This is a genomic window from Streptomyces lincolnensis (genome assembly GCF_021173675.1).
Taxonomy (GTDB): domain Bacteria; phylum Actinomycetota; class Actinomycetes; order Streptomycetales; family Streptomycetaceae; genus Streptomyces; species Streptomyces lincolnensis_B.
Genome location: NZ_JAIHON010000009.1, coordinates 26,041 through 51,412 on the forward strand (window position 1 = coordinate 26,041; position 25,372 = coordinate 51,412).

Annotated in this window: 27 protein-coding genes; 19 read left to right on the forward strand and 8 right to left on the reverse strand. The window is 72.6% G+C overall.

The genetic code is table 11. From position 1 onward, the window contains the following. Positions 1 to 352: 352 nt before the first annotated feature. The 10 genes from K4B79_RS26580 to K4B79_RS26625 all read left to right on the forward strand — a co-directional run bounded on the left by K4B79_RS26580 (position 353) and on the right by K4B79_RS26625 (position 9,714). The gene (locus tag K4B79_RS26580; RefSeq protein ID WP_016434573.1) at positions 353 to 1,369 is read left to right on the forward strand and encodes a ParA family protein; all 1,017 of its coding nucleotides are present in this window, start codon (positions 353 to 355) and stop codon (positions 1,367 to 1,369) included. After that, complete coding sequence (locus K4B79_RS26585) at positions 1,354 to 1,932, forward strand: hypothetical protein (protein WP_232029451.1); 579 nt, start codon at positions 1,354 to 1,356, stop codon at positions 1,930 to 1,932. The genes K4B79_RS26580 and K4B79_RS26585 overlap by 16 nt, the downstream gene beginning before the upstream one ends. An 18-nt stretch (positions 1,933 to 1,950) precedes the next feature. Further along, on the forward strand, positions 1,951 to 3,003 hold the full coding sequence (locus K4B79_RS26590) for a segregation and condensation protein A (RefSeq protein ID WP_232029452.1): 1,053 nt from the start codon (positions 1,951 to 1,953) through the stop codon (positions 3,001 to 3,003). After that, a complete protein-coding gene (gene scpB / locus K4B79_RS26595; protein WP_232029453.1) occupies positions 3,000 to 3,650 on the forward strand; it encodes an SMC-Scp complex subunit ScpB in 651 nt (216 codons plus the stop codon). Before K4B79_RS26590 ends, scpB begins: the two co-directional genes overlap by 4 nt. An 11-nt stretch (positions 3,651 to 3,661) precedes the next feature. Continuing rightward, positions 3,662 to 4,783, forward strand: coding sequence for a pseudouridine synthase (locus K4B79_RS26600; RefSeq protein WP_232029454.1), 1,122 nt, complete (start codon positions 3,662 to 3,664; stop codon positions 4,781 to 4,783). 108 nt (positions 4,784 to 4,891) lie between these two features. Beyond that, positions 4,892 to 5,872, forward strand: coding sequence for a sigma-70 family RNA polymerase sigma factor (locus K4B79_RS26605; protein ID WP_232029455.1), 981 nt, complete (start codon positions 4,892 to 4,894; stop codon positions 5,870 to 5,872). After that, positions 5,869 to 6,414 (forward strand): TIGR03086 family metal-binding protein, encoded by a 546-nt coding sequence (locus K4B79_RS26610; RefSeq protein WP_232029456.1) that lies wholly within the window; start codon positions 5,869 to 5,871, stop codon positions 6,412 to 6,414. The genes K4B79_RS26605 and K4B79_RS26610 overlap by 4 nt, the downstream gene beginning before the upstream one ends. Before the next feature lie 51 nt (positions 6,415 to 6,465). Further along, positions 6,466 to 7,887: an MFS transporter gene (locus tag K4B79_RS26615; RefSeq protein WP_232029457.1), complete on the forward strand. Its 1,422-nt coding sequence runs from the start codon at positions 6,466 to 6,468 to the stop codon at positions 7,885 to 7,887. 82 nt (positions 7,888 to 7,969) lie between these two features. Beyond that, positions 7,970 to 8,698 carry an NUDIX hydrolase gene (locus K4B79_RS26620; RefSeq protein WP_232029458.1) on the forward strand — a complete coding sequence of 243 codons (729 nt, stop codon included), beginning with the start codon at positions 7,970 to 7,972 and terminating at the stop codon, positions 8,696 to 8,698. Continuing rightward, complete coding sequence (locus tag K4B79_RS26625) at positions 8,695 to 9,714, forward strand: ADP-ribosylglycohydrolase family protein (protein ID WP_232029459.1); 1,020 nt, start codon at positions 8,695 to 8,697, stop codon at positions 9,712 to 9,714. The genes K4B79_RS26620 and K4B79_RS26625 overlap by 4 nt, the downstream gene beginning before the upstream one ends. Positions 9,715 to 9,720: 6 nt before the next feature. On the opposite strand, the gene K4B79_RS26630 is transcribed toward K4B79_RS26625, so the two are convergent. From K4B79_RS26630 to K4B79_RS26640, 3 genes are read right to left on the reverse strand one after another with little or no spacing between them, the layout of a single operon-like run. Further along, a complete protein-coding gene (locus tag K4B79_RS26630; protein WP_232029460.1) occupies positions 9,721 to 10,131 on the reverse strand; it encodes a Rieske (2Fe-2S) protein in 411 nt (136 codons plus the stop codon). After that, the gene (locus K4B79_RS26635; RefSeq protein ID WP_232029461.1) at positions 10,128 to 10,712 is read right to left on the reverse strand and encodes a DUF6529 family protein; all 585 of its coding nucleotides are present in this window, start codon (positions 10,710 to 10,712) and stop codon (positions 10,128 to 10,130) included. Before K4B79_RS26635 ends, K4B79_RS26630 begins: the two co-directional genes overlap by 4 nt. A gap of 38 nt (positions 10,713 to 10,750) precedes the next feature. Further along, on the reverse strand, positions 10,751 to 11,431 hold the full coding sequence (locus K4B79_RS26640) for a hypothetical protein (protein ID WP_232029462.1): 681 nt from the start codon (positions 11,429 to 11,431) through the stop codon (positions 10,751 to 10,753). Between the two features lie 233 nt (positions 11,432 to 11,664). Here K4B79_RS26640 and aroH point away from each other — a divergent pair, with 233 nt between their 5' ends. The 5 genes from aroH to der all read left to right on the forward strand — a co-directional run bounded on the left by aroH (position 11,665) and on the right by der (position 16,149). Then, on the forward strand, positions 11,665 to 12,027 hold the full coding sequence (gene aroH / locus K4B79_RS26645; RefSeq protein WP_232029463.1) for a chorismate mutase: 363 nt from the start codon (positions 11,665 to 11,667) through the stop codon (positions 12,025 to 12,027). After that, on the forward strand, positions 12,024 to 13,109 hold the full coding sequence (locus tag K4B79_RS26650; protein ID WP_232029464.1) for a prephenate dehydrogenase: 1,086 nt from the start codon (positions 12,024 to 12,026) through the stop codon (positions 13,107 to 13,109). The genes aroH and K4B79_RS26650 overlap by 4 nt, the downstream gene beginning before the upstream one ends. A gap of 135 nt (positions 13,110 to 13,244) precedes the next feature. Then, positions 13,245 to 13,931, forward strand: coding sequence for a (d)CMP kinase (gene cmk / locus K4B79_RS26655; RefSeq protein WP_232029465.1), 687 nt, complete (start codon positions 13,245 to 13,247; stop codon positions 13,929 to 13,931). Continuing rightward, the gene (locus tag K4B79_RS26660; RefSeq protein ID WP_232029466.1) at positions 13,889 to 14,590 is read left to right on the forward strand and encodes a lysophospholipid acyltransferase family protein; all 702 of its coding nucleotides are present in this window, start codon (positions 13,889 to 13,891) and stop codon (positions 14,588 to 14,590) included. The genes cmk and K4B79_RS26660 overlap by 43 nt, the downstream gene beginning before the upstream one ends. A gap of 80 nt (positions 14,591 to 14,670) precedes the next feature. Further along, positions 14,671 to 16,149, forward strand: coding sequence for a ribosome biogenesis GTPase Der (gene der / locus K4B79_RS26665; RefSeq protein ID WP_232029467.1), 1,479 nt, complete (start codon positions 14,671 to 14,673; stop codon positions 16,147 to 16,149). Between the two features lie 58 nt (positions 16,150 to 16,207). Here der and K4B79_RS26670 read toward each other — a convergent pair whose 3' ends face one another. Continuing rightward, on the reverse strand, positions 16,208 to 16,552 hold the full coding sequence (locus K4B79_RS26670; RefSeq protein WP_232029468.1) for a hypothetical protein: 345 nt from the start codon (positions 16,550 to 16,552) through the stop codon (positions 16,208 to 16,210). Positions 16,553 to 16,635: 83 nt separating this feature from the next. Further along, a complete protein-coding gene (locus tag K4B79_RS26675) occupies positions 16,636 to 17,418 on the reverse strand; it encodes a hypothetical protein (RefSeq protein WP_232029469.1) in 783 nt (260 codons plus the stop codon). Positions 17,419 to 17,862: 444 nt separating this feature from the next. On the opposite strand from K4B79_RS26675, the gene K4B79_RS26680 reads away from it, so the two are divergent. After that, positions 17,863 to 18,498, forward strand: a complete 636-nt coding sequence (locus K4B79_RS26680; protein ID WP_232029470.1) for a LysM peptidoglycan-binding domain-containing protein — start codon at positions 17,863 to 17,865, stop codon at positions 18,496 to 18,498. Between the two features lie 102 nt (positions 18,499 to 18,600). Here the strand turns inward: K4B79_RS26680 and K4B79_RS26685 are convergent, their stop codons facing one another. Genes K4B79_RS26685 through K4B79_RS26695 form a run of 3 tightly spaced genes read right to left on the reverse strand, consistent with a single transcriptional unit; the run spans position 18,601 to position 22,450 of the window. Next, positions 18,601 to 19,284 carry an ABC transporter ATP-binding protein gene (locus K4B79_RS26685; protein WP_232029471.1) on the reverse strand — a complete coding sequence of 228 codons (684 nt, stop codon included), beginning with the start codon at positions 19,282 to 19,284 and terminating at the stop codon, positions 18,601 to 18,603. After that, positions 19,281 to 21,974 (reverse strand): ABC transporter permease subunit, encoded by a 2,694-nt coding sequence (locus K4B79_RS26690; protein ID WP_232029472.1) that lies wholly within the window; start codon positions 21,972 to 21,974, stop codon positions 19,281 to 19,283. Before K4B79_RS26690 ends, K4B79_RS26685 begins: the two co-directional genes overlap by 4 nt. Further along, positions 21,974 to 22,450 (reverse strand): hypothetical protein, encoded by a 477-nt coding sequence (locus K4B79_RS26695; RefSeq protein WP_232029473.1) that lies wholly within the window; start codon positions 22,448 to 22,450, stop codon positions 21,974 to 21,976. The genes K4B79_RS26690 and K4B79_RS26695 overlap by 1 nt, the downstream gene beginning before the upstream one ends. Before the next feature lie 123 nt (positions 22,451 to 22,573). Between K4B79_RS26695 and K4B79_RS26700 the strand changes: the two genes are divergently transcribed. The 3 genes from K4B79_RS26700 (at position 22,574) to K4B79_RS26710 (ending at position 25,328) form a co-directional block, all read left to right on the forward strand. Beyond that, entirely contained in the window at positions 22,574 to 23,140 is a 567-nt protein-coding gene (locus tag K4B79_RS26700) for a hypothetical protein (protein WP_232029880.1), read from the forward strand. Further along, positions 23,109 to 24,419 (forward strand): ABC transporter substrate-binding protein, encoded by a 1,311-nt coding sequence (locus K4B79_RS26705; protein ID WP_232029474.1) that lies wholly within the window; start codon positions 23,109 to 23,111, stop codon positions 24,417 to 24,419. The genes K4B79_RS26700 and K4B79_RS26705 overlap by 32 nt, the downstream gene beginning before the upstream one ends. A gap of 87 nt (positions 24,420 to 24,506) precedes the next feature. Further along, positions 24,507 to 25,328 (forward strand): hypothetical protein, encoded by an 822-nt coding sequence (locus K4B79_RS26710; protein WP_232029475.1) that lies wholly within the window; start codon positions 24,507 to 24,509, stop codon positions 25,326 to 25,328. The last annotated feature ends 44 nt before the right edge of the window (positions 25,329 to 25,372 follow it).

Below are 25,372 nucleotides of genomic sequence, written 5' to 3' on the forward strand. Positions count from 1 at the left end.
CCGATTCGTACACCGGCGAAACCCACCGTGCGACGGCCGTACGCCCTTGACAGAGGGATGTTTCATTGCCGACACATCCTGCCGGGTCCGGCGGATTGTGTTGCTGCGGACGCCCGACACGCCATAGAGTCGCCAACCGTCGGCATGGTGCCACGCTGACCTGTCTAGAAGTTTCCTGGTCACCAAGGAGGTAAGACGACTTGTGAATGAGTCGACATTTTCTCCCGGGGGTGGTCAACCAGGAACGCCTGCAGGGGCCCAGGGTCCCGCGGGGTTCGAGGCTGTCGGCTCCGTCGCGGTGCGCACCTTCGCAGCCCACCAGAGTCCGCAGGCGACTCGGACACACCACAGCATGGATGGCCATCACGTGAACGCCATGGCCGGCGACGGAAGTGGCGCGCCCCACAACCACTTCGCCGACTACGACGAACTGCCCGAGGGGCACTTCTACGACCCCGACGCCGAGTACGAGCCCGACCCCGAGTACGCGGCCACGCTCGCGCCCGACGCTGCCCGTCAGCGCCGGGAGCGCATCGGCCCGACGGGCCGGCCGCTGCCGTACTTCCCGATCCCGGGTCCGCTGACCGATCACGGACCCGCGAAGATCATCGCGATGTGCAACCAGAAGGGCGGCGTGGGCAAGACGACGTCGACCATCAACCTGGGTGCCGCGCTCGCGGAGTACGGCCGTCGGGTGCTGCTCGTGGACTTCGACCCGCAGGGCGCGCTGTCGGTGGGTCTCGGTGTCAACCCGATGGAGCTCGACCTCACCGTCTACAACCTGCTCATGGAGCGGGGCATGGCGGCCGACGAGGTCCTGCTGAAGACCGCGGTCCCCAACATGGACCTGCTGCCGAGCAACATCGACCTGTCCGCGGCGGAGGTCCAGCTGGTCTCCGAGGTCGCGCGCGAGTCGACGCTCCAGCGCGCCCTGAAGCCGCTCATGGCCGACTACGACTACATCGTGATCGACTGTCAGCCCTCGCTCGGCCTGCTCACGGTGAACGCCCTGACGGCCGCGCACAAGGTGATAGTGCCACTGGAGTGCGAGTTCTTCGCGCTGCGTGGTGTCGCGCTGCTGACGGAGACCATCGAGAAGGTCCAGGAGCGGCTCAACCCCGAGCTGGAGCTCGACGGGATCCTCGCCACGATGTACGACTCGCGCACCGTGCACAGCCGTGAGGTGCTCGCGCGGGTCGTCGAGGCGTTCGACGACCACGTCTACCACACGGTCATCGGGCGCACGGTCCGCTTCCCGGAGACCACGGTCGCCGGAGAGCCGATCACCACGTACGCCTCCAACTCCGTCGGCGCCGCCGCCTACCGCCAGCTCGCCAGGGAGGTGCTCGCCCGGTGTCACGCCGAGTGAGTCTGCCGGGGGCCGACGAACTGTTCCGTACGACAGGGGGAATGGCGCTCCAGCCGTCCACTCCCCGGCGCCCGGCCAACGGCGAGGCCCGGGTGCCGGCGCCCGCGGGGGAGTCCGACGGGGCCGCGGCCCCGTCGCCGGAGGACGCGCCGCAGTCGGTGCCCGCCCAGGGCGGTGACGGCGAGGGCGCGGAGCACGTGGCCGCGGAGCCCGAGCCGGCCGACACCGGTGAGTCCCGCAGCCGCGGGGCCGGAGGAGACCGCTCGGGGCGGCGGCAGGGGGCGCAGGAAGGTTCTGCCTCCGCCAACGCCCAGCCCCGCAAACGCGGGCGGAGCCCCTCGCGCCGGCCCAGTGGGCGCGAACGCCACGACGAGAAGATCACGGTCTACGTCTCCGCCGAGGAGCTCATGGACCTGGAGCACGCGCGTCTGGTCCTGCGCGGCGAGCACGGACTCGCCGTGGACCGGGGGCGGATCGTCCGCGAGGCGGTCGCCGTCGTGCTGGCCGATCTGGAGTCCCGTGGGGACGCGAGCATTCTCGTACGACGACTGCGCGGGCGGTAGCGGTAGCCTGCGAGGGCCATGACCTCGAACGACGCCACCGCCTCCGGCTCAGCAGCCGGTCGTCGGCGTGCGCTGGGGCGGGGGCCGGGCGCTCCGCGGGTTGAGCCGGAGAGCGAACCCGTGCCCGAGGTCGCGCCGGTGCCCGAGCCGGTACCTGAGGTCGAGTCCAGGGCTGAGGTCGAGTCCCGGCCTGACGTCGGTGAGACCGTCGACGGTCCCGTGGAACCGTCCGCCGCGCCCGACGAAACGCCCGACGGTGTCTTCAAGGTGCGGCTGGCCAACTTCGAGGGCCCCTTCGATCTGCTGCTCCAGTTGATCTCCAAGCACAAGCTGGACGTCACCGAGGTCGCGCTGTCGAAGGTGACCGACGAGTTCATGGCGCACATCAGGGCGATGGGGCCGGACTGGGATCTGGACCAGACGACCGAGTTCCTGGTCGTCGCCGCCACGCTGCTCGACCTCAAGGCCGCCCGGCTGCTGCCCGCCGCGGAGGTCGAGGACGAGGCCGACCTGGCGCTGCTCGAAGCGCGGGACCTGCTGTTCGCGCGGCTGCTCCAGTACCGGGCGTACAAGCAGATCGCCGAGATCTTCAGCGGGCGGCTGGACGAGGAGGCCCGGCGCTACCCCCGTACCGTCGGACTGGAACCGCACCACGCCGAGCTGCTGCCCGAGGTGGTCATCAGCATCGGGGCGGAGGGGTTCGCGAAGCTCGCCGTCAAGGCGATGCAGCCGAAGCCGCGACCGCAGGTGTACGTCGACCACATCCACGCGCCGCTGGTCAGCGTGCAGGAGCAGGCGGGCATCGTGGTCGCGCGGCTGAAGGAGCTCGGCGAGGCCAGCTTCCGGACGCTGGTCGAGGACACCGACGACACCCTCACCGTCGTAGCGCGCTTCCTGGCGCTGCTGGAGCTGTACCGCGAGAAGGCCGTGGCCCTGGACCAGGAGACCGCCCTCGGGGACCTGCTCGTGCGGTGGACGGGCGGGGACGGGGAGGAGACGCCGACGGTCACGGACGAGTTCGACCGGCCGCCCGAGGTGCCCCAGGACGAAGCCAAGGAGAAGAAGGCGTGAGCGAGGAGAGCACCGAGGTCCCGGCCGGGCTGCGTACCGTCGCCGACCTCGATCTCAAGCCGGCCCTGGAGGCCGTGCTCATGGTCGTGGACGAGCCCGCGACCGAGGAGCACCTCTCGAAGATCCTGCAACGGCCCAAGCGGCGGATCGCGGACGCGCTGCGCGAGCTGGCCGACGAGTACACCGTGCAGGGACGCGGCTTCGAGCTGCGGCTGATCGCGGGGGGCTGGCGTTTCTACAGCCGTCCCGAGTACGCGGCGGCCGTCGAGGGCTTCGTCCTGGACGGCCAGCAGGCCCGGCTCACCCAGGCCGCGCTGGAGACGCTCGCGGTCGTCGCCTACCGCCAGCCGGTCAGCCGCAGCCGGGTCTCCGCGGTGCGCGGAGTGAACTGCGACGGCGTGATGCGCACCCTCCTCCAGCGCGGTCTGGTCCAGGAGGCGGGCACGGAACCCGAAACAGGTGCGATCCTGTACACGACGACGAACTACTTTCTGGAGCGGATGGGCCTGCGCGGTCTGGACGAGCTCCCGGAGCTCGCGCCCTTCCTCCCGGAGGCGGAGGCGATCGAGGCCGAGACCCAGGAAGGCGTCCCGTCGTTCGATCCGGACGCGCCTGACGCGCCGGACGCACACCGGACAGACGACTAGACGGAACTTTGATGCGAAGCAGTAGCGGCAGGAACAGCAGCGGAAACAACGGCGGGAGCCGTGGTGGCAACAGCGGCGGCCGCGGCGGGAGCAGCGGTGGCCGCGGTAACCACCGCGGCGCCGGGAACGACCGGGACGACAAGCAGGGCGGCCGGCCGAAGAAGCCGCGCCCGGAGGAGCGGCGCTACGACGTAGGGCCCGGCGCCTCCCCGGACGGGCCGAAGGCGGGGCGTGGCGGTGCCGCGCGGGGCGGGGCCAAGGGCGGGCCCAAGCAGTCCCAGCAGCAGCGCCGTGGCCGTACGGCTCCCGGCACCTCCCGTGAGTACGAGGCCCGGGCCGAGGAGCGCAACCGCGACCGGTACGCGGGCAAGAAGGACGTCAAGCCGCCCAAGACCTTCCCCGGCGCCGAGCAGGAGGGCGAGCGGCTGCAGAAGATCCTCGCGCGCGCCGGCTACGGCTCCCGGCGGGCCTGCGAGGAGCTGATCGAGCAGGCGCGGGTCGAGGTCAACGGCGAGATCGTCCTGGAGCAGGGCAAGCGCGTCGACCCGGAGAAGGACGAGGTCAAGGTCGACGGCCTGACCGTGGCGACGCAGTCGTACCAGTTCTTCTCGCTGAACAAGCCCGCCGGTGTCGTCTCGACGATGGAGGACACCGAGGGCCGGCAGTGCCTCGGGGACTACGTCACCAACCGTGAGACGCGGCTCTTCCACGTGGGGCGGCTCGACACCGAGACCGAGGGCGTCATCCTCCTCACCAACCACGGCGAGCTGGCGCACCGGCTGACCCACCCCAAGTACGGTGTGAAGAAGGTCTACCTCGCGCACATCGTGGGCCCGATCCCGCGGGACCTGGGCAAGCAGCTCAAGGACGGCATCCAGCTGGAGGACGGCTACGCGCGCGCGGACCACTTCCGGGTCGTGGAGCAGACCGGCAAGAACTACCTGGTCGAGGTCACCCTCCACGAGGGCCGCAAGCACATTGTCCGGCGCATGCTGGCGGAGGCCGGCTTCCCGGTCGACAAGCTGGTGCGCGTCGCCTTCGGTCCGATCACCCTGGGCGACCAGAAGTCGGGCTGGCTGCGGCGGCTGTCCAACACCGAGGTCGGCATGCTGATGAAGGAAGTCGACCTCTAGGAAGCCCTCGCGAACGACGGATCACGTCGGCCGGTCCCGGATCCCTCCGGGACCGGCCGATGCCTTTTCGCCTCCCCGCCGGTCTGTATCGGTGACGGAGGGAGCACCATGACCGCGACGACGTCGGAGCACGAGGACCACGAGGACCACGATGAGTTCGTACGGCTGACGGACCCGTACCGGCGGGAGCTGTTGGCGCACTGCTACCGGATGCTGGGCTCGCTGGACGAGGCCGAGGACCTCGTGCAGGAGACCTATCTGCGGGCCTGGCGGTCCTACGACGGCTACGAGGGCCGGGCGTCCTTGCGGACCTGGCTGCACCGGATCGCCACCAACACGTGTCTGACGGCGCTGGAGAGCCGCGCGCGGCGTCCGCTGCCCTCGGGGCTCGGCGGGCCGTCCGAGGCCCCTGAGGAGCCGCTGAGGGCCTCCGCGACGGACGTTCCGTGGCTCCAGCCGCTTCCGGACGCGCTCGTGGACCCCGCGGCCGTCGTGGCGGCCCGCGGGAGTCTGCGGCTCGCGCTGGTCGCCGCGCTCCAGCACCTGCCGGCCCGGCAGCGGGCCGTGCTCATCCTGCGGGACGTGCTGGCCTGGCGGGCGCCGGAGGTCGCCTCGATGCTCGGCACCTCCACGGCCGCGGTGAAGAGCACCCTCCAGCGCGCGCGTGCCCGGCTCGACGAGGTGGCCCCGGACGAGGAACTCGTCGTCGAGCCCGGGGGCGCCGCCGACCGCGAGGTGCTCGACCGCTACATGGCCGCCTTCGAGAACGCCGACCTGGACGCCCTGCTCGCGCTCCTCCAGGACGGCGTCGAGCTGGAGATGCCGCCCCACCTGGAGTGGTTCAGCGGGAAGAAGGACGCGCTGCGGTTCTTCGCGGCGCGGGTGCGCGAGCCGGGGCAGTTGCGGATGGTGTCGATCCGGGCCAACGGACAGCCGGCCGTCGCGATGTACGAGCGGGGCGCGGACGGTGTGCTGCGCGCGCACTCCGTGCAGGTGCTCACCGTCGAGGGTGACGAGGTCGCGCGGATCACGGCCTTCCTGGAACCGGCGCTGTTCGCCCGCTTCGGCCTGTCCCCGGTGCTGTCGTGAACCCCGGGGAGCTGCTGGAGCGTTCGCTCGCCTACGCGTGGGGGAGCGTCGCCGAGGTGGGCGACGCCGGTCTGCAGCGGCGCACACCGTGTGCCGCGTGGGACCTGGAGCAACTGCTCGGGCACCTCGACGACTCGCTGGACGCGCTGTACGAGGGGCTCACGGGCGGACGGATCGGGCTGTTGCCGCACACCGACCGCGCCTGCGGCTTCCGCACGCGCGCGCGTGCGGTGCTCGGCGCCTGGTCCGCCGGCCCGCCGGACCGGGTCCTCGTCGGTGAACGGCCGCTGGACGTGCGGGTGATGGCCGCCGTGGGCGCCGTCGAGATCGCCGTGCACGGCTGGGACGTGGCCCAGGCCTGCGGGCGGTCCCGGCCCGTCCCGGTCGCCCTCGCGGCCGAACTGCTGCCGGTCGTCCGCTGTCTGGTCGCGGAGGAGGACCGGGGGGTGCGGTTCGCCGCGCCGGTCGCCGTGCCGGAACGCGCCGGCCCGGACGCCCGTCTGCTGGCCTTCCTGGGGCGCCGCGATTCCTTTCCGGGGTGAGGCGGGTCTGCCTTCCGTGAGTGACCTCAAGAACTCACGGAAGGCACGGTCATGACCGAGCTCCTCAAGGCCCCCCTCGGCACCCCGCCCCCCGAGAAGTCACCACCACCGCGCGTGTGGACGGTGGTTCTCGCCGGGCTCGGGGCGCTGCTGTGCTCTCTCGACGTCGTGGTCGTCGCCACCGCGCTGCCCGCCCTGCGGACCGACTTCGGGGCGAGCCTGTCCGAGCTGGAATGGACGATCAACGCCTACAACCTGGCCTTCGCCTGCCTCACCCTGACCGGCGCCGCGCTCGGCGACCGGTTCGGGCGGCGGCGCATGTACGTCGTCGGACTGGCCGTGTTCACCCTGGCGTCCGCCGCCGCGGCGCTGTCCGGCGGCACGGACCAGCTCATCGGCGCGCGTGTCCTCCAGGGCGTCGGAGCCGCCGTCCTGCTGCCGCTCACCCTGACCCTCATCAGCGAGGCCTTCCCGGCCGAGAAGCGGGGCGTGGCGATCGGCCTGTGGGGCGGGGTGACCGGGCTGGGTGTGGCGGCCGGGCCGGTGCTGGGCGGGGCCGTCACCGAGGGCCTGTCCTGGCAGTGGATCTTCTGGCTGAACGTGCCGATCGGGCTCGCGATGCTCCCCTTCGCCGCCACGAGGCTCCAGGAGAGCTACGGCACGCGGCCCCGGCTCGACATCGTGGGGTTGGTGCTGGCGGCCGTCGGTCTGACGGGTCTGGCCTGGGCGCCGGTGCGGGCGCCGGAGGCGGGGTGGGGGAGCGCGGAGGTGCTGACCGCGCTGGTCACCGGGGTGGTGTTCACCGCGGCCTTCCTCGGGTGGGAGCGCAAGGGCGCCCGGTATCCGATGCTGCCCCTGGAACACTTCCGCCGACGCGGCTTCTCCACCGCCAACGCGGCCGCCTTCCTCCTCTTCGCCTCCCTGCTCGGCGCCCTCTTCACGGTCACCCAGCTCCTCCAGTTCGGGCTCGGCTACTCACCCCTGGAGGCGGGCGTCCGCGTGCTCGTCTGGAACGGCATGCCCCTGCTGGTCGCCCCGATCGCGGGCGCCCTCGCGGACCGGTACGGCACCCGGCCCTTCATGCTGGCCGGTCTGGCCCTCCAGGGTCTGGGCCTCGCCCTGCTGGCCTGGCAGGTCGAACCCGGCGTCGGCTACGGCCGTCTCGTCGTCCCGCTGGTCATCGCGGGCGTCGGCATCTCCCTGGTGTTCCCGAGCGTGGCCAACGCCGTGACCGCCTCGGTGCCGCTGAGCGAGGCGGGCATCGCGGCCGGCGTCAACAACGCGCTCCGCGAACTGGGCGGGGTCTTCGGCGTCGCCGCCGTCGCCGCGGTCTTCACCACCTACGGCGGCTACGCCTCACCGGCCGACTTCGTGGACGGGGCCGCGCCCGCGCTGTGGGTGTCGGCGGGGGTGGCGGCCACCGGGGCGCTGGTCGCGGTGTTCGCGCCGCCGCGAGCCGCCTCCGGTACGTAGACCCCACGCCTCAGGGGTTGTGCGGACACCCCCGCCCTCTTTATAGTCGTAGTGACTATTAGTCGAAGTGACTATTAAGGGGGTGGGGGTGTTGCAGGGCTACGACAAGTACGCCCACGAGCCCTTCGCGGTGACCGTCGACCTCGCCGTCCTCACCCTGCGGGAGGGCGCGCTGCACGTCCTGCTCGTCGAGCGCGGACAGGAGCCCTACCGCGGCCACTGGGCGCTCCCGGGCGGGTTCCTGCACCCGGACGAGTCGGCGGAGACGGCGGCCCGGCGCGAACTCGCCGAGGAGACCGGCCTGGCCGACGTCTCCGGGCTGCACCTGGAGCAGCTGCGGACCTACAGCGAGCCGGGCCGGGACCCCCGGATGCGGGTGGTGTCGGTCGCCTTCGCCGCACTGCTGCCGGACGCGCCGGAGCCGCACGGCGGCGGCGACGCGGCCGAGGCCCGCTGGGTGCCGTACGACAAGGCCGGGCCGCTCGCCTTCGACCACGACCGGATCCTGGCCGACGCCCACGAACGCGTCGGCGCCAAGTTCGAGTACACCTGCCTGGCCACCGCCTTCTGCCCGCCCGAGTTCACCCTCGGCGAGCTCCAGCAGGTCTACGAGACGGTCTGGGGCACCGCCCTGGACCGGCCCAACTTCCGCCGCAAGGTGCTCGCCACGCCCGGGTTCGTGGAGGCGGTGCCGGGTGCCGCGCGGCTGACCGGCGGACGCGGCAAACCGGCCGCGGTGTACCGCGCGGGTACGGCCACCGCCCTCCACCCGCCGCTCCTCCGACCGTCCCGGGAAGGACGCCCCGCATGACCATGACCGTCACCAAGCGTGCCGCCACCGGAGCGCTCATCGGACTCGCCCTCGGGGACGCGCTCGGATTCCCGACCGAGTTCAACGACGTGCCGTCGATCCTCGCCAAGTGCGGCCCCTGGCGCGAGATGCCGCTGCCGACGCCCGCCATCGTCACCGACGACACGCAGATGACCCTGGCCCTGGGGCGCGGCCTGCGGACGGCGACGGACCGGGGCGTGCTCCGGCCCGAGGAGATGGTCGAGCCGGTACGGCAGGAGTTCATCGCCTGGAACCGCTCGCCCGAGAACAACCGGGCCCCGGGCAACACCTGTCTGCGGGCCTGCGAACTGCTGGAGCGTGCGCACCTGCCCTGGCAGGAGGCCAGCCAGATCGGCTCCAAGGGCTGCGGGGCCAACATGCGGGTCGCACCCCTCGGGCTCGTCCCCGGGCTGAGCGACGAACAGCGCGCCGGCGCCGCCCAGTTGCAGGCCGCCCTCACCCACGGGCATCCCACGGCCCTGGCCGCCTCCGACCTCACCGCGCACGCCGTACGGCTGCTCGCGCAGGGGGCCGAGCCGACCGGACTGGTCGGGCTGCTGCGGTCGTACGCCCTGGAGAACCGCAGCCACTACCACGAGCGCTGGCTCGGCGATCTGTGGACGCGGAGCCAGGACCCGACGCCCGAGCACTTCATCACCCGGGGGTGGGACGAGTGCCTGGAGGTCCTGGAGCGTCTCCGGCGCGCCCTGCGCGTGCCCTCGCCCGAGACCGACCCGTGCCTGGCCACCGGGGCGGGCTGGATCGCCGAAGAGGCGCTGGCGACCGGCCTGTTGTGCTTCCTGCTCTTCGTGGACGAGCCGCTGACCGCCCTGCGCCGGGCGGCCTGCACCTCCGGTGACTCGGACTCGATCGCCTGTCTGACGGGCGCCTTCGCGGGCGCGCACCTGGGGTCCGAGGTCTGGCCCCGGGACTGGGCGGACCGGATCGAGTACCAGGGCGAGCTGGTGACGCTCGGGGCGCTGTGGGACGCGTGAGCCCCCTCAGGCCAGGGTGATGGAGTCGCCCGTCACCTTGATCTGCTTCTCGGCCAGCGGCTTCGTCGCGGGCGGGTTGGCCACCGAACCGTCCGTGATCTTGAACTTGCTGCCGTGGCAGGTGCAGTTGATGGTGCCGTCGGAGACGTTCGCCACCGGACACTGCTGGTGGGTGCAGATGTTCGAGAAGGCCTTGAACTCGCCCTGGGTCGGCTGGGTCACCACGATCTTCTCGTCCTTGAAGATCGTGCCCCCGCCGACCGGGATGTGGCCGGTCTTCGCCAGTTCCTGACCGGCGGAGGCCGCGACCGAGGACGACCCGGAGTCGTCGTCGCCGCCGTACTCGCTGCACCCGACGGCGAGCGCCGCCGCGCCCGTCGCGAGGAGGATCGAGCGCCGCGTCGGGTCTTGCGTCATGTCGTCACTCCGAAGGTGCGGAAGAACCAGAGGGCAGAGGTCAGCCAGATGATCGTGAGGGCGGTGAAGACCAGACCGCCGACGATCGGCAGCAGCCAGCCGGGCAGTCGCTCCGAGCGGAGCAGCAGCATCTTCGCACTGAAGACACCGAAGAAGAAGCAACCCAGGAGGGAGTGCCACAGAACGCGCGATTCGTACGTCTGGTAGCCCAGCGCGTACAAGCAGTGCACCGCCACCGGAACCGACACCAGGAAGGCCACCCGGCCCGACCAGCGGTGCAGCACCGACGACCAGCGGGGCCCCGGCAGCTTGCCGTACACCATGGCCGCCGAGACCACCTGGACGAGCGCGAAGAGGATCGCGGCCGTGGCCAGCCAGGACTTCACCGCCTGGGTGCTGCTGAAGCCGGCGAGGTTGAACGCGGTGCCGGCCGGGTCGTGGACCTTGCCGTACGCGCCCAGACCGACCGCCACCGCGCCCGCCACCAGCGCCGGGACCAGATAGCGGGCGGGGTGCGGGGCCCGGTGGGAGGGCTGGGGGGAGGGGAAGTCCTGGGTGGCGGCGTTCGGGTCGACGGTCATGAACGACTCCAGGAGGGTCGACGGGAGGGAACAAGAGGTCAGGGGGTGACGGGTCGGGCCGTGAGCTGCCGGTCGTCGATCGTCACGGCACCGGTGCCGGGGTCGATCCGGGGTGCCGGTGAGGGCGTGCCCGCGCGGTTGAGGATGCCGACCTGGGTGCCGTCCCCCTGGACGATCCAGCCGCCGTCCGTCTCGGTGCCGTTCACCGTCGTCGTCGCCCGGTACAGCGCGGGTTCCTTCGTCCGGTCGGCCGTGAAGGCCTGGCGTGCGCCGGCGACCGCCACGGTGCCGCTGATGCGCTTGCCCTCCTTGAGCGTGCCGTTCAGTTCCGCGCCGTTCTTGCCGATGAGCCGCATGGACCCGTCGTCCTCGACGTCACCCTTGAGCCACGCCTCCCTGGTGCGACCGTCGCAGTAGTACGCGACCGCCCTGCCGTCCTCCGTGGTCACGGCGACGGAGGCGGAGTCGTCGTCGGTGCGGCCCGCGTAGTCGGCGTCGGGCACGGGTGCCGGCGGCGGTTTCGTGGGCGACTTGGTGGGCGAGTTCGTGGGCGACGGCGACGCGCTGGTCGCGGAGGGCTTCGGAGAGACCTTGGTGTCGGGCGGCCGGTACCCGGAGGACGAGGCGGTCTTCTCGCCCGTGGTCGCGTTGAGCGAGAGCACGAACAGGCCGAGCAGCAGTCCCGCGAGCAGAGTGGCGAGCGGTCCGAGACGCTTCATGAAGGGCCTCCCCCGAGGCGAAGTGTCCTGCCATCAGAGCGGACCGGCGGCCCCGGCGTAAAGAGGCGCACCGGGCCTTCCAGCCCCAAATAGCGGAATTGGGTGATTCCCGTGACATTGATACGGCGGACGCCGGCCCGTCTCAGCGGGCGGGCGGCCCGCACCGGCCCGACGGGGGCTGACTAGGCTGGACGGGCACAGAGCCGATACGCACATCAGCAAGGAGCATCGCCGTGGCGGTACGAGCGGTCCGGGGCGCCGTCCAACTCGAACGGGACGAGGCCGGGCACATGGACGAGCAGGTCGGGGCCCTGCTCACCGCCATCCTGGAGCGGAACGACCTGAGCCAGGACGACCTCATCAGCATCTGGTTCACGGCCACCCCCGATCTGCACAGCGACTTCCCGGCCGCCGCGGCCCGCAAGCTGGGCATCGTGGACGTACCGCTGATCTGCGCCCAGGAACTGGACATCGAGGGCGCCATGCCCCGCGTCGTCCGGGTCCTGGCGCACATCGAGTCCGAGCGGCCCCGCGCCGACATCGCCCACGTCTACCTCGGTGCCGCGGCCGCCCTGCGCAAGGACATCGCGCAGTGAGGACCGCCCTCGTCATCGGAAGCGGACTCATCGGTACGTCCGCCGCCCTCGCGCTGTCCCAGCGGGGCGTCGTCGTCCACCTCGCCGACCACGACCCCGAGCAGGCCCGTACGGCGGCCGCGCTCGGCGCCGGTACCGACGAGGCGCCCGAGGGGCCCGTCGACCTCGCGATCGTCGCCGCCCCGCCCGCCCATGTGGCCGCGGTGCTCGCCGACGCCATGCGCCGGGGCGCCGCGCGCGGCTACATCGACGTGGCCAGCGTCAAGGGCGGCCCGCGCCGCGAGCTGGAGGCGCTGGGCCTGGACCTGTCCCCGTACATCGGCACCCACCCGATGTCCGGCCGCGAGAAGTCCGGCCCGCTCGCCGCGACCGGCGACCTCTTCGAGGGCCGCCCCTGGGTGCTCACCCCGACCCGGGACACCGACACCGAGGTGCTGAACCTCGCCCTGGAGCTGGTCTCGCACTGCCGTGCCGTCCCGGTCGTCATGGACGCCGACGCCCACGACCGTGCCGTCGCGCTCGTCTCCCACATGCCCCACCTGGTGTCCAGCATGGTCGCCGCGCGCCTGGAGCACGCCGAGGAGGCCGCCGTACGGCTGTGCGGGCAGGGCATCCGGGACGTCACGCGGATCGCCGCGTCCGACCCCCGGATGTGGATCGACATCCTCTCCGCGAACCCGGGTCCGGTCGCCGACCTCCTGACGGACGTCTCCGCCGACCTCGACGAGACGGTCCGCGCGCTGCGGGCCCTGCAGTCCTCCGACGAGGACAAGCGGCGCGAGGGCACCACCGGTATCGAGGGCATGCTGCGGCGCGGGAACGCCGGCCAGGTCCGGGTGCCCGGCAAGCACGGGTCCGCCCCGCGGGCGTACGAGGTCGTGGCGGTGCTGATCGACGACCAGCCGGGACAGCTGGCCCGGATCTTCGCGGACGCCGGGATGGCCGGGGTCAACATCGAGGACGTGCGGATCGAGCACGCGACCGGGCAGCAGGCCGGTCTGGTGCAGCTGATGGTGGAGCCCAAGGCGGTGCCCGTGCTGACGGCGGCGCTGCGGGAACGCGGGTGGGCGCTCAGGCAGTGAGCCTCCGGGGCGTCCGCCTGTCGGATCCGTCTGCCGGATCCGCCTGTCAGAGAGATTCCGGGGAGCCAGTAACCTTGTGCGGGGCACTTTCACGCCCCCACACCCCGCCACACCGCACCAGGAAGGTGTCCCCCCGTGGAAAACGGCGCCGCCCAGCCCGTGATTGTCGCCATTGACGGCCCCTCCGGCACGGGCAAGTCGAGCACGTCGAAGGCCGTGGCCGCACAGCTCGGTCTGAGCTACCTCGACACCGGCGCCCAGTACCGGGCCATCACCTGGTGGATGGTGAACAACGGGATCGACATCGAGGACCCGCACGCGATCGCCGCCGCGGCCGGCAAGGCCGACATCGTCTCCGGCACCGACCCGGCGAACCCCACGATCACCGTCGACGGCACGGACGTGGCCGGCCCGATCCGCACCCAGGAGGTCACCTCCAAGGTCAGCGCGGTCAGTGCGGTGCCCGAGGTGCGGGCCCGGATCACCGAGCTCCAGCGCTCGATCGCCACCGCCGCGGAGCGGGGCATCGTCGTCGAGGGCCGGGACATCGGTACGACCGTGCTGCCCGACGCCGACCTGAAGATCTTCCTCACCGCCTCCGCGGAGGCGCGGGCCGCCCGCCGCAGCGGTGAGCTCAAGGGCGCCGACGTCAACGCCACCCGCGAGGCGCTGATCAAGCGGGACGCGGCCGACTCCAGCCGCAAGACCTCGCCGCTGGCCAAGGCCGGCGACGCGGTCGAGGTGGACACCACCGAGCTCACGCTCGCGCAGGTCATCGAGTGCGTGGTCACCCTGGTCGAGGAGAAGCGGGCCGGGAAGTGAGCGAGCTGCCTTCGAAAGGGGTGCCTTCGGAGCGGGGTGCCGAGGTCGGGCGGCGCATCGGCGTCGGCCTGATGTACGGACTGTGGAAGCCGCGGGTGCTGGGCGCCTGGAAGGTTCCCGTGACCGGCCCCGTGATCTTCGCGGTCAACCACTCCCACAACATCGACGGCCCCATGGTCATGGGCGTGGCGCCCCGGCCGACGCACTTCCTGATCAAGAAGGAGGCGTTCGTCGGACCGCTCGACCCCTTCCTGACGGCCATCGGCCAGGTGAAGGTGGACCGCACGGGCACCGACCGCGGGGCGATCACCCGGGCGATCGACGTCCTGACGGCCGGCGGTGCGCTCGGCATCTTCCCGGAGGGCACCCGGGGCGAGGGCGACTTCGCCGCGCTGCGGGCCGGGCTCGCGTACTTCGCGGTGCGCGGCAACGCCCCGATCGTCCCGGTCGCCGTGCTGGGAAGTTCCGACCGGCCCGGCCGGTTGATAAAGGGGCTGCCACCCCTGCGCAGCCGCGTCGACGTCGTCTTCGGCGACCCCTTCGAGGCGGGCGACGGCAGCGGACGACGTACGCGCAAGGCCCTCGACGAGGCGACCGAACGCATCCAGAAGCAGCTCACCGCACACCTGGAAAACGCCAGGCGGCTCACCGGCCGTTAGGCGACACTGAGTAGTGGATCAATCCGGCGAAAAGGGCCGGGAGGTCCACCGATCACCACGATGAACGAGGTACGGACTTCATGAACGACCACATCCACTCCGACGGCTCGGGCGAGGAGCACGACCACGGGGCGCTTGGCGATGCCGAGTTCGCGGAGTTCATGGAGCTCGCCGCGGAAGAGGGCTTCGACCCGGAGGACGTCGAGGGCGCGATCGAGGCGGCCGGCCACGGCCCGCTGCCCGTGCTCGCCGTCGTCGGCCGCCCGAATGTCGGCAAGTCGACTCTGGTGAACCGGATCATCGGCCGCCGCGAGGCCGTCGTGGAGGACAAGCCGGGCGTCACCCGCGACCGCGTCACCTACGAGGCCGAGTGGGCGGGCCGCCGCTTCAAGGTCGTCGACACCGGTGGCTGGGAGCAGGACGTCCTCGGTATCGACGCCTCCGTGGCCGCGCAGGCCGAGTACGCCATCGAGGCCGCCGACGCCGTCGTCTTCGTCGTGGACGCCAAGGTCGGCGCGACCGACACCGACGAGGCCGTCGTACGGCTGCTGCGCAAGGCCGGCAAGCCGGTCGTCCTGTGTGCCAACAAGGTCGACGGGCCGAGCGGCGAGGCCGACGCGGCCTACCTGTGGTCCCTGGGCCTCGGCGAGCCGCACCCCGTCTCCGCGCTGCACGGCCGGGGCACCGGCGACATGCTGGACGCCGTCCTGGAGGTCCTGCCGGACGCGCCCGAGCAGACCTTCGGCGCCGGTGGGATCGGCGGCCCGCGCCGCATCGCCCTCATCGGCCGCCCGAACGTCGGCAAGTCCTCGCTGCTGAACAAGGTGGCCGGCGAGGAGCGCGTCGTCGTCAACGAACTGGCCGGCACCACTCGTGACCCGGTCGACGAGCTCATCGAACTCGGCGGCATCACCTGGAAGTTCGTCGACACGGCGGGCATCCGCAAGCGCGTCCACCTCCAGCAGGGCGCCGACTACTACGCCTCGCTGCGCACCGCGGCCGCCGTCGAGAAGGCCGAGGTGGCGGTCATCCTGATCGACGCCTCCGAGTCCATCTCGGTCCAGGACCAGCGGATCGTCACCATGGCGGTCGAGGCGGGCCGGGCCATGGTCATCGCCTACAACAAGTGGGACACCCTCGACGAGGAGCGCCGCTACTACCTGGAGCGGGAGATCGAGACCGAGTTCGGTCAGGTCGCCTGGGCGCCCCGGGTGAACGTCTCGGCGACCACCGGCCGGCACATGGAGAAGCTGGTCCCGGCGATCGAGACCGCCCTCGCCGGCTGGGAGACCCGCGTCCCCACGGGCCGCCTGAACGCCTTCCTCGGCGAGCTGGTCGCCGCCCACCCGCACCCGATCCGGGGCGGCAAGCAGCCGCGCATCCTCTTCGGCACCCAGGCGGGTACCAGGCCGCCGCGGTTCGTGCTCTTCGCCTCCGGCTTCATCGAGGCCGGCTACCGGCGCTTCATCGAGCGCCGCCTGCGCGAGGAGTTCGGCTTCGAGGGCACCCCGATCCACATCTCGGTGCGGGTGCGCGAGAAGCGCGGCCGCAAGAAGTGACGCACGGATGACGGAGGGCGGCCTCCCCGGTCGGGGAGGCCGCCCTCCGTCATCCGTCTCAGAACCCCCGGCGTGGACCGGGCGGCAGCGCCGCCGGTACGTGCTGCATCTGCCCCACGCGCTGCCACTGCGACTGCTGGCGGGCGCTGTACGCACCGGCGCTGTAGGCGCTGTACGAGTCGCGGAACGACCCCGAGCCGTGCGGGATGTTCCCGAAGGCCGTGAAGCCCAACTCGTCCTCGCCGCTGCGGTCACCCGGCAGGGAACGGAACGACTTGACGTACTCGGCGTAGAGCGCGTCGTAGATCGGCGTGACCGATGGGCCGCTGAAAGGCTCCTGCGTCGACCGCGAGGACGGGATCGACGGGAACGAGTGGCGGCGCGAAACGTCGTATGCGTGCACGTATGTCCAAACGACCGGCACCTTCAGGGGATGCGGCCGGGGCGTCGCCCTTTGGGGGCGGGGAACCGCGCGACCGCTCGCCCTCACGTACCGGCGAGAGGCATGGCCGCCGCGACCAGCTTCCCGTTGGCCGCGGCCTTGTCCAGCGCGTCCCGCAGCAGGTCCTCGCGGGGCTGCCGGCCGATCGACCCCACCGGCGCGGCGAACATCAGTACCTGCTGGTGCTTGTTGGCGGCGGCCCGCCAGCTCTCGGTCACCTGGAGCGGCTGGTGCGCCTGCCACCACGCCACCGGCTGGCCCCCGGTCGCGCCGGGCTGGAGCACCGCGTGCAGCTGTCCCATGGCGAGCAGCACCGACCACCCGTGCAGCACGGACGGCGCCGCGTCGATCGACGTCAGTGGCATGAACCCCTGCTCGATCAGCAGCGGCAGGAAGTCGTCTCCGGCGCCGGTCGCCCCGGGCCGCACGATGGGCGCGGTGGGCTCGACGACCAGGGCCGGGTGCAACTCCCCGGCGATCAGGACGAGTCCGCTGGTGACGCCGAGCACGGCCTGCTCGGGGGCGATCCGGTCGGGCTCCAGGTCGACGCTGTCGCCGGTGATGGACTTCACCGCGCCCTGGAGCTGCTCCTCGGTGACCTGGACGACCTGCGAGGGCAGGCAGCTGGCGTGGGCGAAGGCGAGGACGGCGGTCTCGTCGCCGATGAACAGGACGGTGCTGGTGCGCTCCTGTTCGGAGTCGCCCGGTGTGCGGCAGGACGTGCAGTCGTAGCTGCCGGGGGCGTTCTCGCCGGCGAGCAGCCGGTCGGCTTCTTCGTCGCCGATCTCGGCGCGTACCTCGTCGCTGACGTCGAGCATGCGCGGCACGGGTGGCTCCCTCGGGATGTGATGCGTGGCGGGGCCGGGTGGCTCCCGGCTCGTGAACCGGGCGGGTCCCGGGCTCATGAAGAAGACAACGGGCGATCTGTGGCGGGAGTCACGCCCCACGGCGAACGGAATCGAACCATCCGACGCGCAGGGTCACGGCGGATGCGGAATCCGGCACTCATCGTCAATTCCTCGGATATCAAAGGAAGTTGATGCGGTGAGGTGAGTCACAGATCGTCGAGTCGGTTGGTCGACAAATCCTGATATCGGCGAATGAAGTGGGTGGCCGGAAAATGCCGATACCTGCGGTAACGGTGAACTGGCCTGGAGCGACGAGGAGTTGGTTGATACCGGGCGGTCGCCCTCTCTACATTCCTCGGCCGTGTGCAACGAGCACCGCTCGGGTACGTCCGGGGGACCCCGGGTTGTTCGAGAGGGGACTTCATGTCCGAATGTGCCGATACCACTCGCGACAACGCTCGTAAGACGCAGACCCGTACGACGGCGGTCCTCGCCGGGGCCGCACTGCTCGCCCCGCTGGGGCTGCTGGCCGCGACCGGCAACGCCGTGGCGGCGGACGGCGGAGTGTGGGACCGCATAGCCCGGTGCGAGAGCGGCGGCGACTGGCACATCAGCACCGGAAACGGCTACTACGGAGGGCTCCAGTTCTCCGCGAGCACCTGGCGCGCGTACGGCGGCACGGCCTACGCGCCGACCGCCGACCGGGCGAGCAAGGACCAGCAGATCGCCGTGGCCACGAAGGTCCAGCGGGCCCAGGGGTGGAACGCCTGGCCGACCTGTTCGGCCCGGGCCGGAGCGAGCGGCGACGTGCCCGCGGCCTCGTCGGGGGCGGCGAGCGCGAAGTCGGCCCCGTCCAGGCCCGCCGAGGCGCCGACGCGCACGAGCGGCCACACGGACCGCAGTGCCTCCCGCGGCGACTACACCGTCCGCGCGGGCGACACGCTGAGCGGCATCGCCGCCCGGCACGGGACCAGCTGGCAGCGGATCCACGCCGCCAACAAGGCCGTCATCGGCGACGATCCCGACACGATCGTGCCCGGGCAGCGCCTCGACATCTGAGCCGCACCCCTCCCCGGGCACGGGGCCCCGTCCGGTACGCCGGGCGGGGCCCAGCCCTCGTTCGTTCCCGGTACGCCGATGCCGGCGGCGGCCTCTGCTCCGCTACTCCGCCTCCCGGCGCCGCAACTCGCCCGCCTCTCCGCCGAACTCGACCGCTCCGCGCCGCAATCGGTACACGACCACCGTCGCCGCCCGGCCGTGCAGCGCGGGTGGCAGGCGCTGCTCGGCGACGACCACGCACGCGTCGAGCGAGGACAGCAGGTCGTACGTGCGGGCCGCGACCGTGGGGGACATGCCCTGCGCCGGTTCGTCCACGAGCACCACGCGCGCGCGTGCCAGCAGGGCGCGGGAGAGGGCGAGCATGCGCTGCTCGCCGCCGGAGAGGGTGCCGGCGCGGCGGGGGAGCAGGGGGGCCAGCTGCGGGTAGGCGTCCAGGGCGAGGTCGTAGGGCGATGACCCGGCGCGGGCCCGGGCGGTGGCCAGTTCGAGGTTCTCGCGCACGGTGAGGGAGCCGAACACCGCCTGGCGTTCGGGGACCAGGCACAGGCCGAGGCGGGCGCGCTCGTACGGGGGCACGTGGGTGATGTCGGTGCGGTCCCAGACGACCGTGCCGGCGGAGAGCGGGACGGTTCCGGCCAGGGCGCGCAGGACGGTCGTGCGGCCGGAGCCGTTGCGGCCCAGCAGGACGGTGAGGCCGGCGGCCGGGGCGGCGAGGGTGATGCCGTGCAGGGCCTCCAGCGGGCCGTAGCGCACGCGCGCGTGGCGCAGTTCCAAGGTGGCGGTCATACGGCCTCCTCGGCGCCCAGGGTGTCCAGGACCCGGTCGGGTGGGCCCGAGGCGACGATGCGGCCCGCCGTCATGACGTGGACGACGTGGGCCAGATCGGCGACCAGGTCGAGGTCGTGCTCCACGACGAGCAGGGCGGTGCCGTCGGCGGCGAGGGCCTTGAGGACGCGGGTCAGGGTGGTCACCTCGGCGGTGTCCAGGCCGGCGGCGGGTTCGTCGAGGAGCAGGATCCTCGGGGAGCCTGCCAGGGCTCGGGCCAGTTCGACGCGTCGGAGGGTGCCGGTAGGGAGGCCGGCGGCGGGGCGGGCTCGTACGGGGCCGTCCAGGCCGAGCAGTCTGAGGGCCTGTTCCGCCGCGGCCGGGTCCGTGACGCGTCCCTGTTCGGCGCCCACTCTCACGTTCTCGGCCACGGTCAGGGTCGGGAAGACGGCGAGTTGCTGGAACGTGCGGGCGATGCCGAGGCGGGTTCGGGTGTGGGGGGCGAGGCGGGTGATGTCGTGGTCGCCCAGCCGGATGTGGCCTCGGGTCGGGCGGTGGGTGCCTGCGAGGCAGTGGAACAGCGTGCTCTTGCCCGCGCCGTTGGGGCCGATGATCGCGGTGATCGTGCCCGGGGGGACGTCCAGGTCGACGCCGTCCAGGGCGGCGAAGCCGTCGTAGTGGGCGTGGAGGCGGCGGGCCCGGAGCGTGGGCATCCGGCCTCCTGCCGGATCTGTCTTCCCACCCGCACCACCCGTGCGAGTTGCGTTGTCGGGTGCGGGTGGCCCCTGTGGGGGCGGAGCGCCGTCGGCGGCCGCGGGTTGTTGTCGTGGGGGTGCGGGGGCGGTGGTGTCCCGTGGTGTCGGGTGCAGGCGTCGTCGGGTCTGTGCGCCCGCCGGGGTCAGGCGGGGAGCGCGCCGTGTCCGCAGGCGGGCGGTCGCCGTGCGCAGCGCCTCGTACGGGCCGCCCGGGAAGCGGCCCACCAGGACGGCCAGGAGACCGATGAGGGCGGCCGCCACTCCGCCTCGGGTGCCCGCGTCGAGGCCGACGAGGAGGGCGGCGGCGGTGAGGGCGCCGAGGGTGCTGTCGGCGCCGAGGACGACGACCGCGGCGAACCAGAGGAGGCCGCGGACGGGGTCGTAGGCGGCGGGGTCGAAGGCGCGCAGGCCCATGCCGAGCAGGCCGCCGCCCAGGGCGGCCAGGGCGGCGCCCGCGACGAAGGCGAGGAGCTTGAGGGAGGGGACGCGGACGCCCGCCGCGGACGCGCCCGCCTCGTGGTCCCGCATGGCGGCCAGGGCCCGGCCGGTGCGGCCCCGGCGCAGGGCGTGGGTGGCCAGCAGGGCGGCGGCCAGCAGGAGCAGTTCCAGGACGTAGTACGCGCGGTCGCTGTCGAAGCCCGCCGGGCGGCCCAGTGAGAGCCCGGAGACCGCGTACGGCTGGGCGAAGACGAAGCGGCTCACCCCGACGCCCACCGCGAAGGTGGCCAGCGCCAGGGCCAGGCCGCGGCGGCTGATCGCCGGCCAGCCCGTCAGCAGGCCGAGGGGGGCCACCAGCAGCACCGCCACGGCCAGCGCGGCCAGTTCGGGGAGCCGGGGCAGGCCCGGGAAGCGCCCGGCCGCGAGCAGGGCGGTGAAGAGGGCGCCGAGACCGGCGTAGGCCGCCTGCCCCAGGGAGATCTGGCCGCCACGGCCGGTGACCACCACCAGGGACAGCAGCACCACGCCGAGCGCCGGCACCTGGACCGACGTGTGCAGGTCCGAGCCCGCGAAGCCTAGCGGCAGCAGGAACAGCACGGCCGCCACGATCCACGCGCCCGGCGGGGTCGGCACGCGCGCGGTGGCGGTGCGCGGGAGCGCGTCGCGTGTGCCGACGCGGGGCAGGACCAGCGCCGCGACCAGCAGGGCCACCACGAACAGGTTCGCGCCGACCGCCTGGAGCAGCGGTTCGCCCCAGCCCGACGGGTGCAGCCGGGTCAGCTGGCTCTGCGCCACGCCGATGCCGAGGGCGACCACGACGGCCACCGACAGGCTGCGCATCCGCGCGGCCACCGCGACCGCCACCACCTCCATGACCAGCAGCGGCAGACCGTAGGGGTCCAGGCGTACGTACGGCGCCAGCAGGACGCCCGTCAGGCCCGCCGTGAACGAGCCGAAGGCCCAGCCGGCCGCCGCAACCCGGTCCGCGTCGATGCCGCCGAGCACCGCCAGCCGCCGGTCGTCCACCACCGCCCGCAGCTCCCGGCCGAACCGCGTCCAGCGGATCACCGCCCCGACCCCGGCGGCCAGCACCAGGGCGACGGTGAGCTGCCCCCACGGATCCGCGGGCACCAGTTCCGGGGCGTCGTCCCGCGCCCCTTGCCCCCACACCAGCGCGGCCCCGCCCACCAGCAGCACGAACACCCCGAGGGAGGCCACGAGGGTCTGCGCGGGATCGCTTCCCAGGACCGACAGGGGCCGGAAGACGAAACGCTCCAGCGCCACTCCCAGAGCCGGGGCCAGGAACACCAGGGTCACCGTGGCGGCGAGCCACAGCGGCCAGCCCCACTCGACCACGCACTGCCGCAGCACGTACGCGCACACCATGGCGATGGCCCCGTGCGCGAAGTTGAGCACACCGGTCGCGCGGTACGTCACGATCAGGCCGATCCCGGTGAGCGCGGCCGCGCCGCCGACCGACAGACCGGCCAGGGTGAGGTCGTAGGTCAGGGAGGACATCAGTCGGTGTCTTCGGCCGGGTCGCAGATCGGGCAGGGGCCCAGTTCGCCGCCGGCCAGCAGCTTCGCGTCCACCGGTACGGCCTCCACCTTCCCGGCCACCAGCGGGCAGTCCGCCCGGTGCCAGAGAGTGCCGCCCGGGACCATCAGGAGGTCCCCGCTGACCGCGAGGGGCATCGTCGCCGTCCCGCCGGGTTCCTCCGCGTCGGCGGGCTCGGCGGCCACCAGCAGCGCGTGGAGCTCCTCCACGCGCGCGGCGGCGAGCGCGCCCCGGCCGTGGGTGAGCAGGACCGCGCCGGCGACGATCAGGGCGGCGCCGGGGACCGTGCAGGACGCCAGGTAGGGCAGCTGCCGCTCGGCGTAGCGCTCGCCGGAGACGCCGTACCAGCCGAGGACGCACAGCACGGCGCCGGCGGCGAGGGCGGCCCAGCCGGCCCAGAGGACGGGGTGCGCGCTCCGCAGTCGGCCTGTCCGCATCTCCGGCTCCCACACGTCGGTTGTCTGTGCACGTGCCTGTCCATGTCAGCCAATGGCTTGCACTATGCCCTCTACGAGCTGACCCTGAAAGCACCGGGCGCGCACGGCCCGGACCGACACCCGGTGGTGAGCCAGATGGTTCTCGGGAGCGACCGCAAGTGGGGGAACGGCAGCCGTGGGCTGGTGGCGGCGGTGTTCGTCCTCGCCGCGGCCCTGACGGCGTGCAGTGACGACAGCGGGGGCGGGAGCGGCGACACCCCGCCCCCCATTCCCCCGGTGGAACGGACGACGAGCGAACCGGCGTCCCCGTCGGCGTCCGGGCCCGCCGACGCCGCCGCGGCCGAGCGGGAGATCAAGACGAACTGGAGCAAGTTCTTCGACCCGAAGACCTCCACCCGGGAGAAGCAGGCCGTCCTGGAGAACGGCGAGCAGATGGCACCCGTCCTGGCGGCCTTCAGCGGTGACGAGCGCGGCGGGCAGGTCCAGGCGACGGTGACCCAGGTGGAGTTCACCTCGCCCACCGAGGCGAACGTGACGTACGACCTGGCGCTGAACGGCGCCACAGCCCTTCCCGGTGCCGCCGGGACCGCGGTCGAGCAGGAGGACACCTGGAAGGTCTCGGCGAAGACCCTGTGCGCGTTGGTGGCGATGAGCGGCAATGCCTCGGCCTCGGCGCTCCCGGGCTGCTGAGGCCCTCGCCGCGGTGCTGCTGCTCGCCCTGGCCACGGCCTGCGGCAGCCGCCTGCCGGAGAGCGACTTCGAGCACCGGGAGCGGGGCACGCCCACCGGGGACGGCACGCGGGACAGCGCCCCGATCCGTGTCGGCATCATCACCAGCGTGACCAGTCCGGTCGGCGGGAACGCCTTCACCGGCCCGCGCGACGGCGCCAAGGCCTACTTCGAGCGCCTCAACGCGCGCGGGGGCGTCGACGGCCGGAAGATCGAGGTGCGCGAGTGCGACGACGGCGGCAGCGGCGTCGGCAACAACACCTGCGTGCACCGGCTGATCGACGAGGACAAGGTGGTCGCCCTGGTCGCCACCACCGCCCTCGACTACGCGGGCGCCTCCCGCGTCTCCCGCGCGCGCGTGCCCGACATCGGCGGCCAGCCCATCGGGGCGGCCTACGACACCTGGCCGCACCTGTACGGCATCTACGGCAGCCTCGCGCCCCGGAACGGCACCACCGGCTGGGACGGCAAGCAGTACGGCGGCACGGAGGTCTACCGGTACTTCAAGCGGGAGCACGGCGCCCGGACCGCCGCCGTCGTCTCCTACAACCAGGCCGCGTCCGCCGCCTACGCCTCGCTCGTCGCGCGGGGGCTGAAGGCCGAGGGCTACGAGGTCGTCACCGAGCAGGTCGACTTCGCGCTGCCCAACTTCCGCGCGGTGGCGGCCGATCTGAAGGAGCAGGGCGCCGACCTGGTCTTCGACGCCATCGACAGCCACGGCAACGCCCGGCTGTGCGAGGCGATGGACGACGTCGGCGTCCGGGTCACCGCCAAGGTCACGAACGTACAGAACTGGACCTCCACCGTCCCCGACGACTACAAGGACGCCCCGCGCTGCCGCAACGCCCTCTGGGCGACCGGGTCCAGCCGCAATTTCGAGGACACCGGCCATCCGGCCGTACGGGAGTTCCGGGACGCCACCGAGGGGCTGAGGACGCACGCGCAGTGGCAGCTGGAGGGGTGGGCGGCCGCGCGCTGGTTCGCGGACGCGGCGAAGGACTGCGCGGCGCGGGAGACGGGCGTCACGCGCGCGTGCGTCGACGCGTTCCTGAACCGCAGTGAGGGATACACCGCGGGCGGACTCCTCGTCCCGGTGATGTTCGAACGACTGTCCGAGCCACCCAGGAGCCGCCGGACCTGTCTGTCGGTGGCCCGCTGGGAGGACGGGCGGGGATGGGTCTCGCAGGGGGACATGAACACCACTTGTTTCGACGTTCCACAACTGCCGTATCAGCCGTGACGACGGTGAAGATGCCGTGTGAGGCAACCAAAAGGACCGAACGGCGGTCTAAAGGGGCAGCAAAGGCCGAGGGAGGACGCCCACCGTATGACGATGCCCGCTCCGCGGGTCGCACCGCTGCGCGCCGACTGCCTCGCCGATTCCGCCGGTGGACTGACGTTCGACGTCACCGCCCGCGGGACGAGCGACGTGGCGCGCTTGGTGCTGCGCAGACGCGACGGGCACGAGGAGCCTGACGGGCACGAGGAGGTCGCCCTGCCTCTGGTCCCGGCCGGCGACGGCCGTCTGCGGGCCGCGCTGCCCAGCACGGTCGCCCTGCCCGAGGGCCGCTGGGACGCGTACGTGTGCGTGGCGGACGACGAGCCCCGGCGGCTCGTACCGGGCGCCACCGACCTGCGCTCCCTCGCCGCCCGCACCCCGAGCGGCTCCCGCGGCCATGTCGCCGTGCGCATCCCGTACGCCACCCGGCAGGGCAACCTCACCGTCCGCAGCTGGCTGCGCGCCCCGCACGCCGAGGCGGGCGACCTGCGTCTTGAGGACACCGGGCTGACCGTCCGCGGACGCGTCTACGGCACCTGCCTCACCGCCGACGCGTACGCCGAGCTGCGCGACCGGCACTCCGCCGGGACCGCCCACCGCGTCGAGGTCGCCGTCGACCAGGACGGGTTCGACCTCTCGGTGGCGTACGCGCCGCTGGCACCCGGCATCTGGGACCTGTGGCTCAGGCCCGGCGGAGCGGCCGGGCCCGGGGTGCGGATCGCGCGGCTGCTGGACGACGTCGCCGACAAGAAGGCCGTGCTCACCTACCCCCGCACGCGCGTAGGGACCCCGCACGGGCCGGTGGAGGCGGGGCCGTACTTCACCCGGGACAACGACCTGTCGGTGTCCGTGAACCGAGCCGGCGACTGAGACGCCTCGCGGACAGTACCTGTCCGCGATCGCTGGCAGACTCG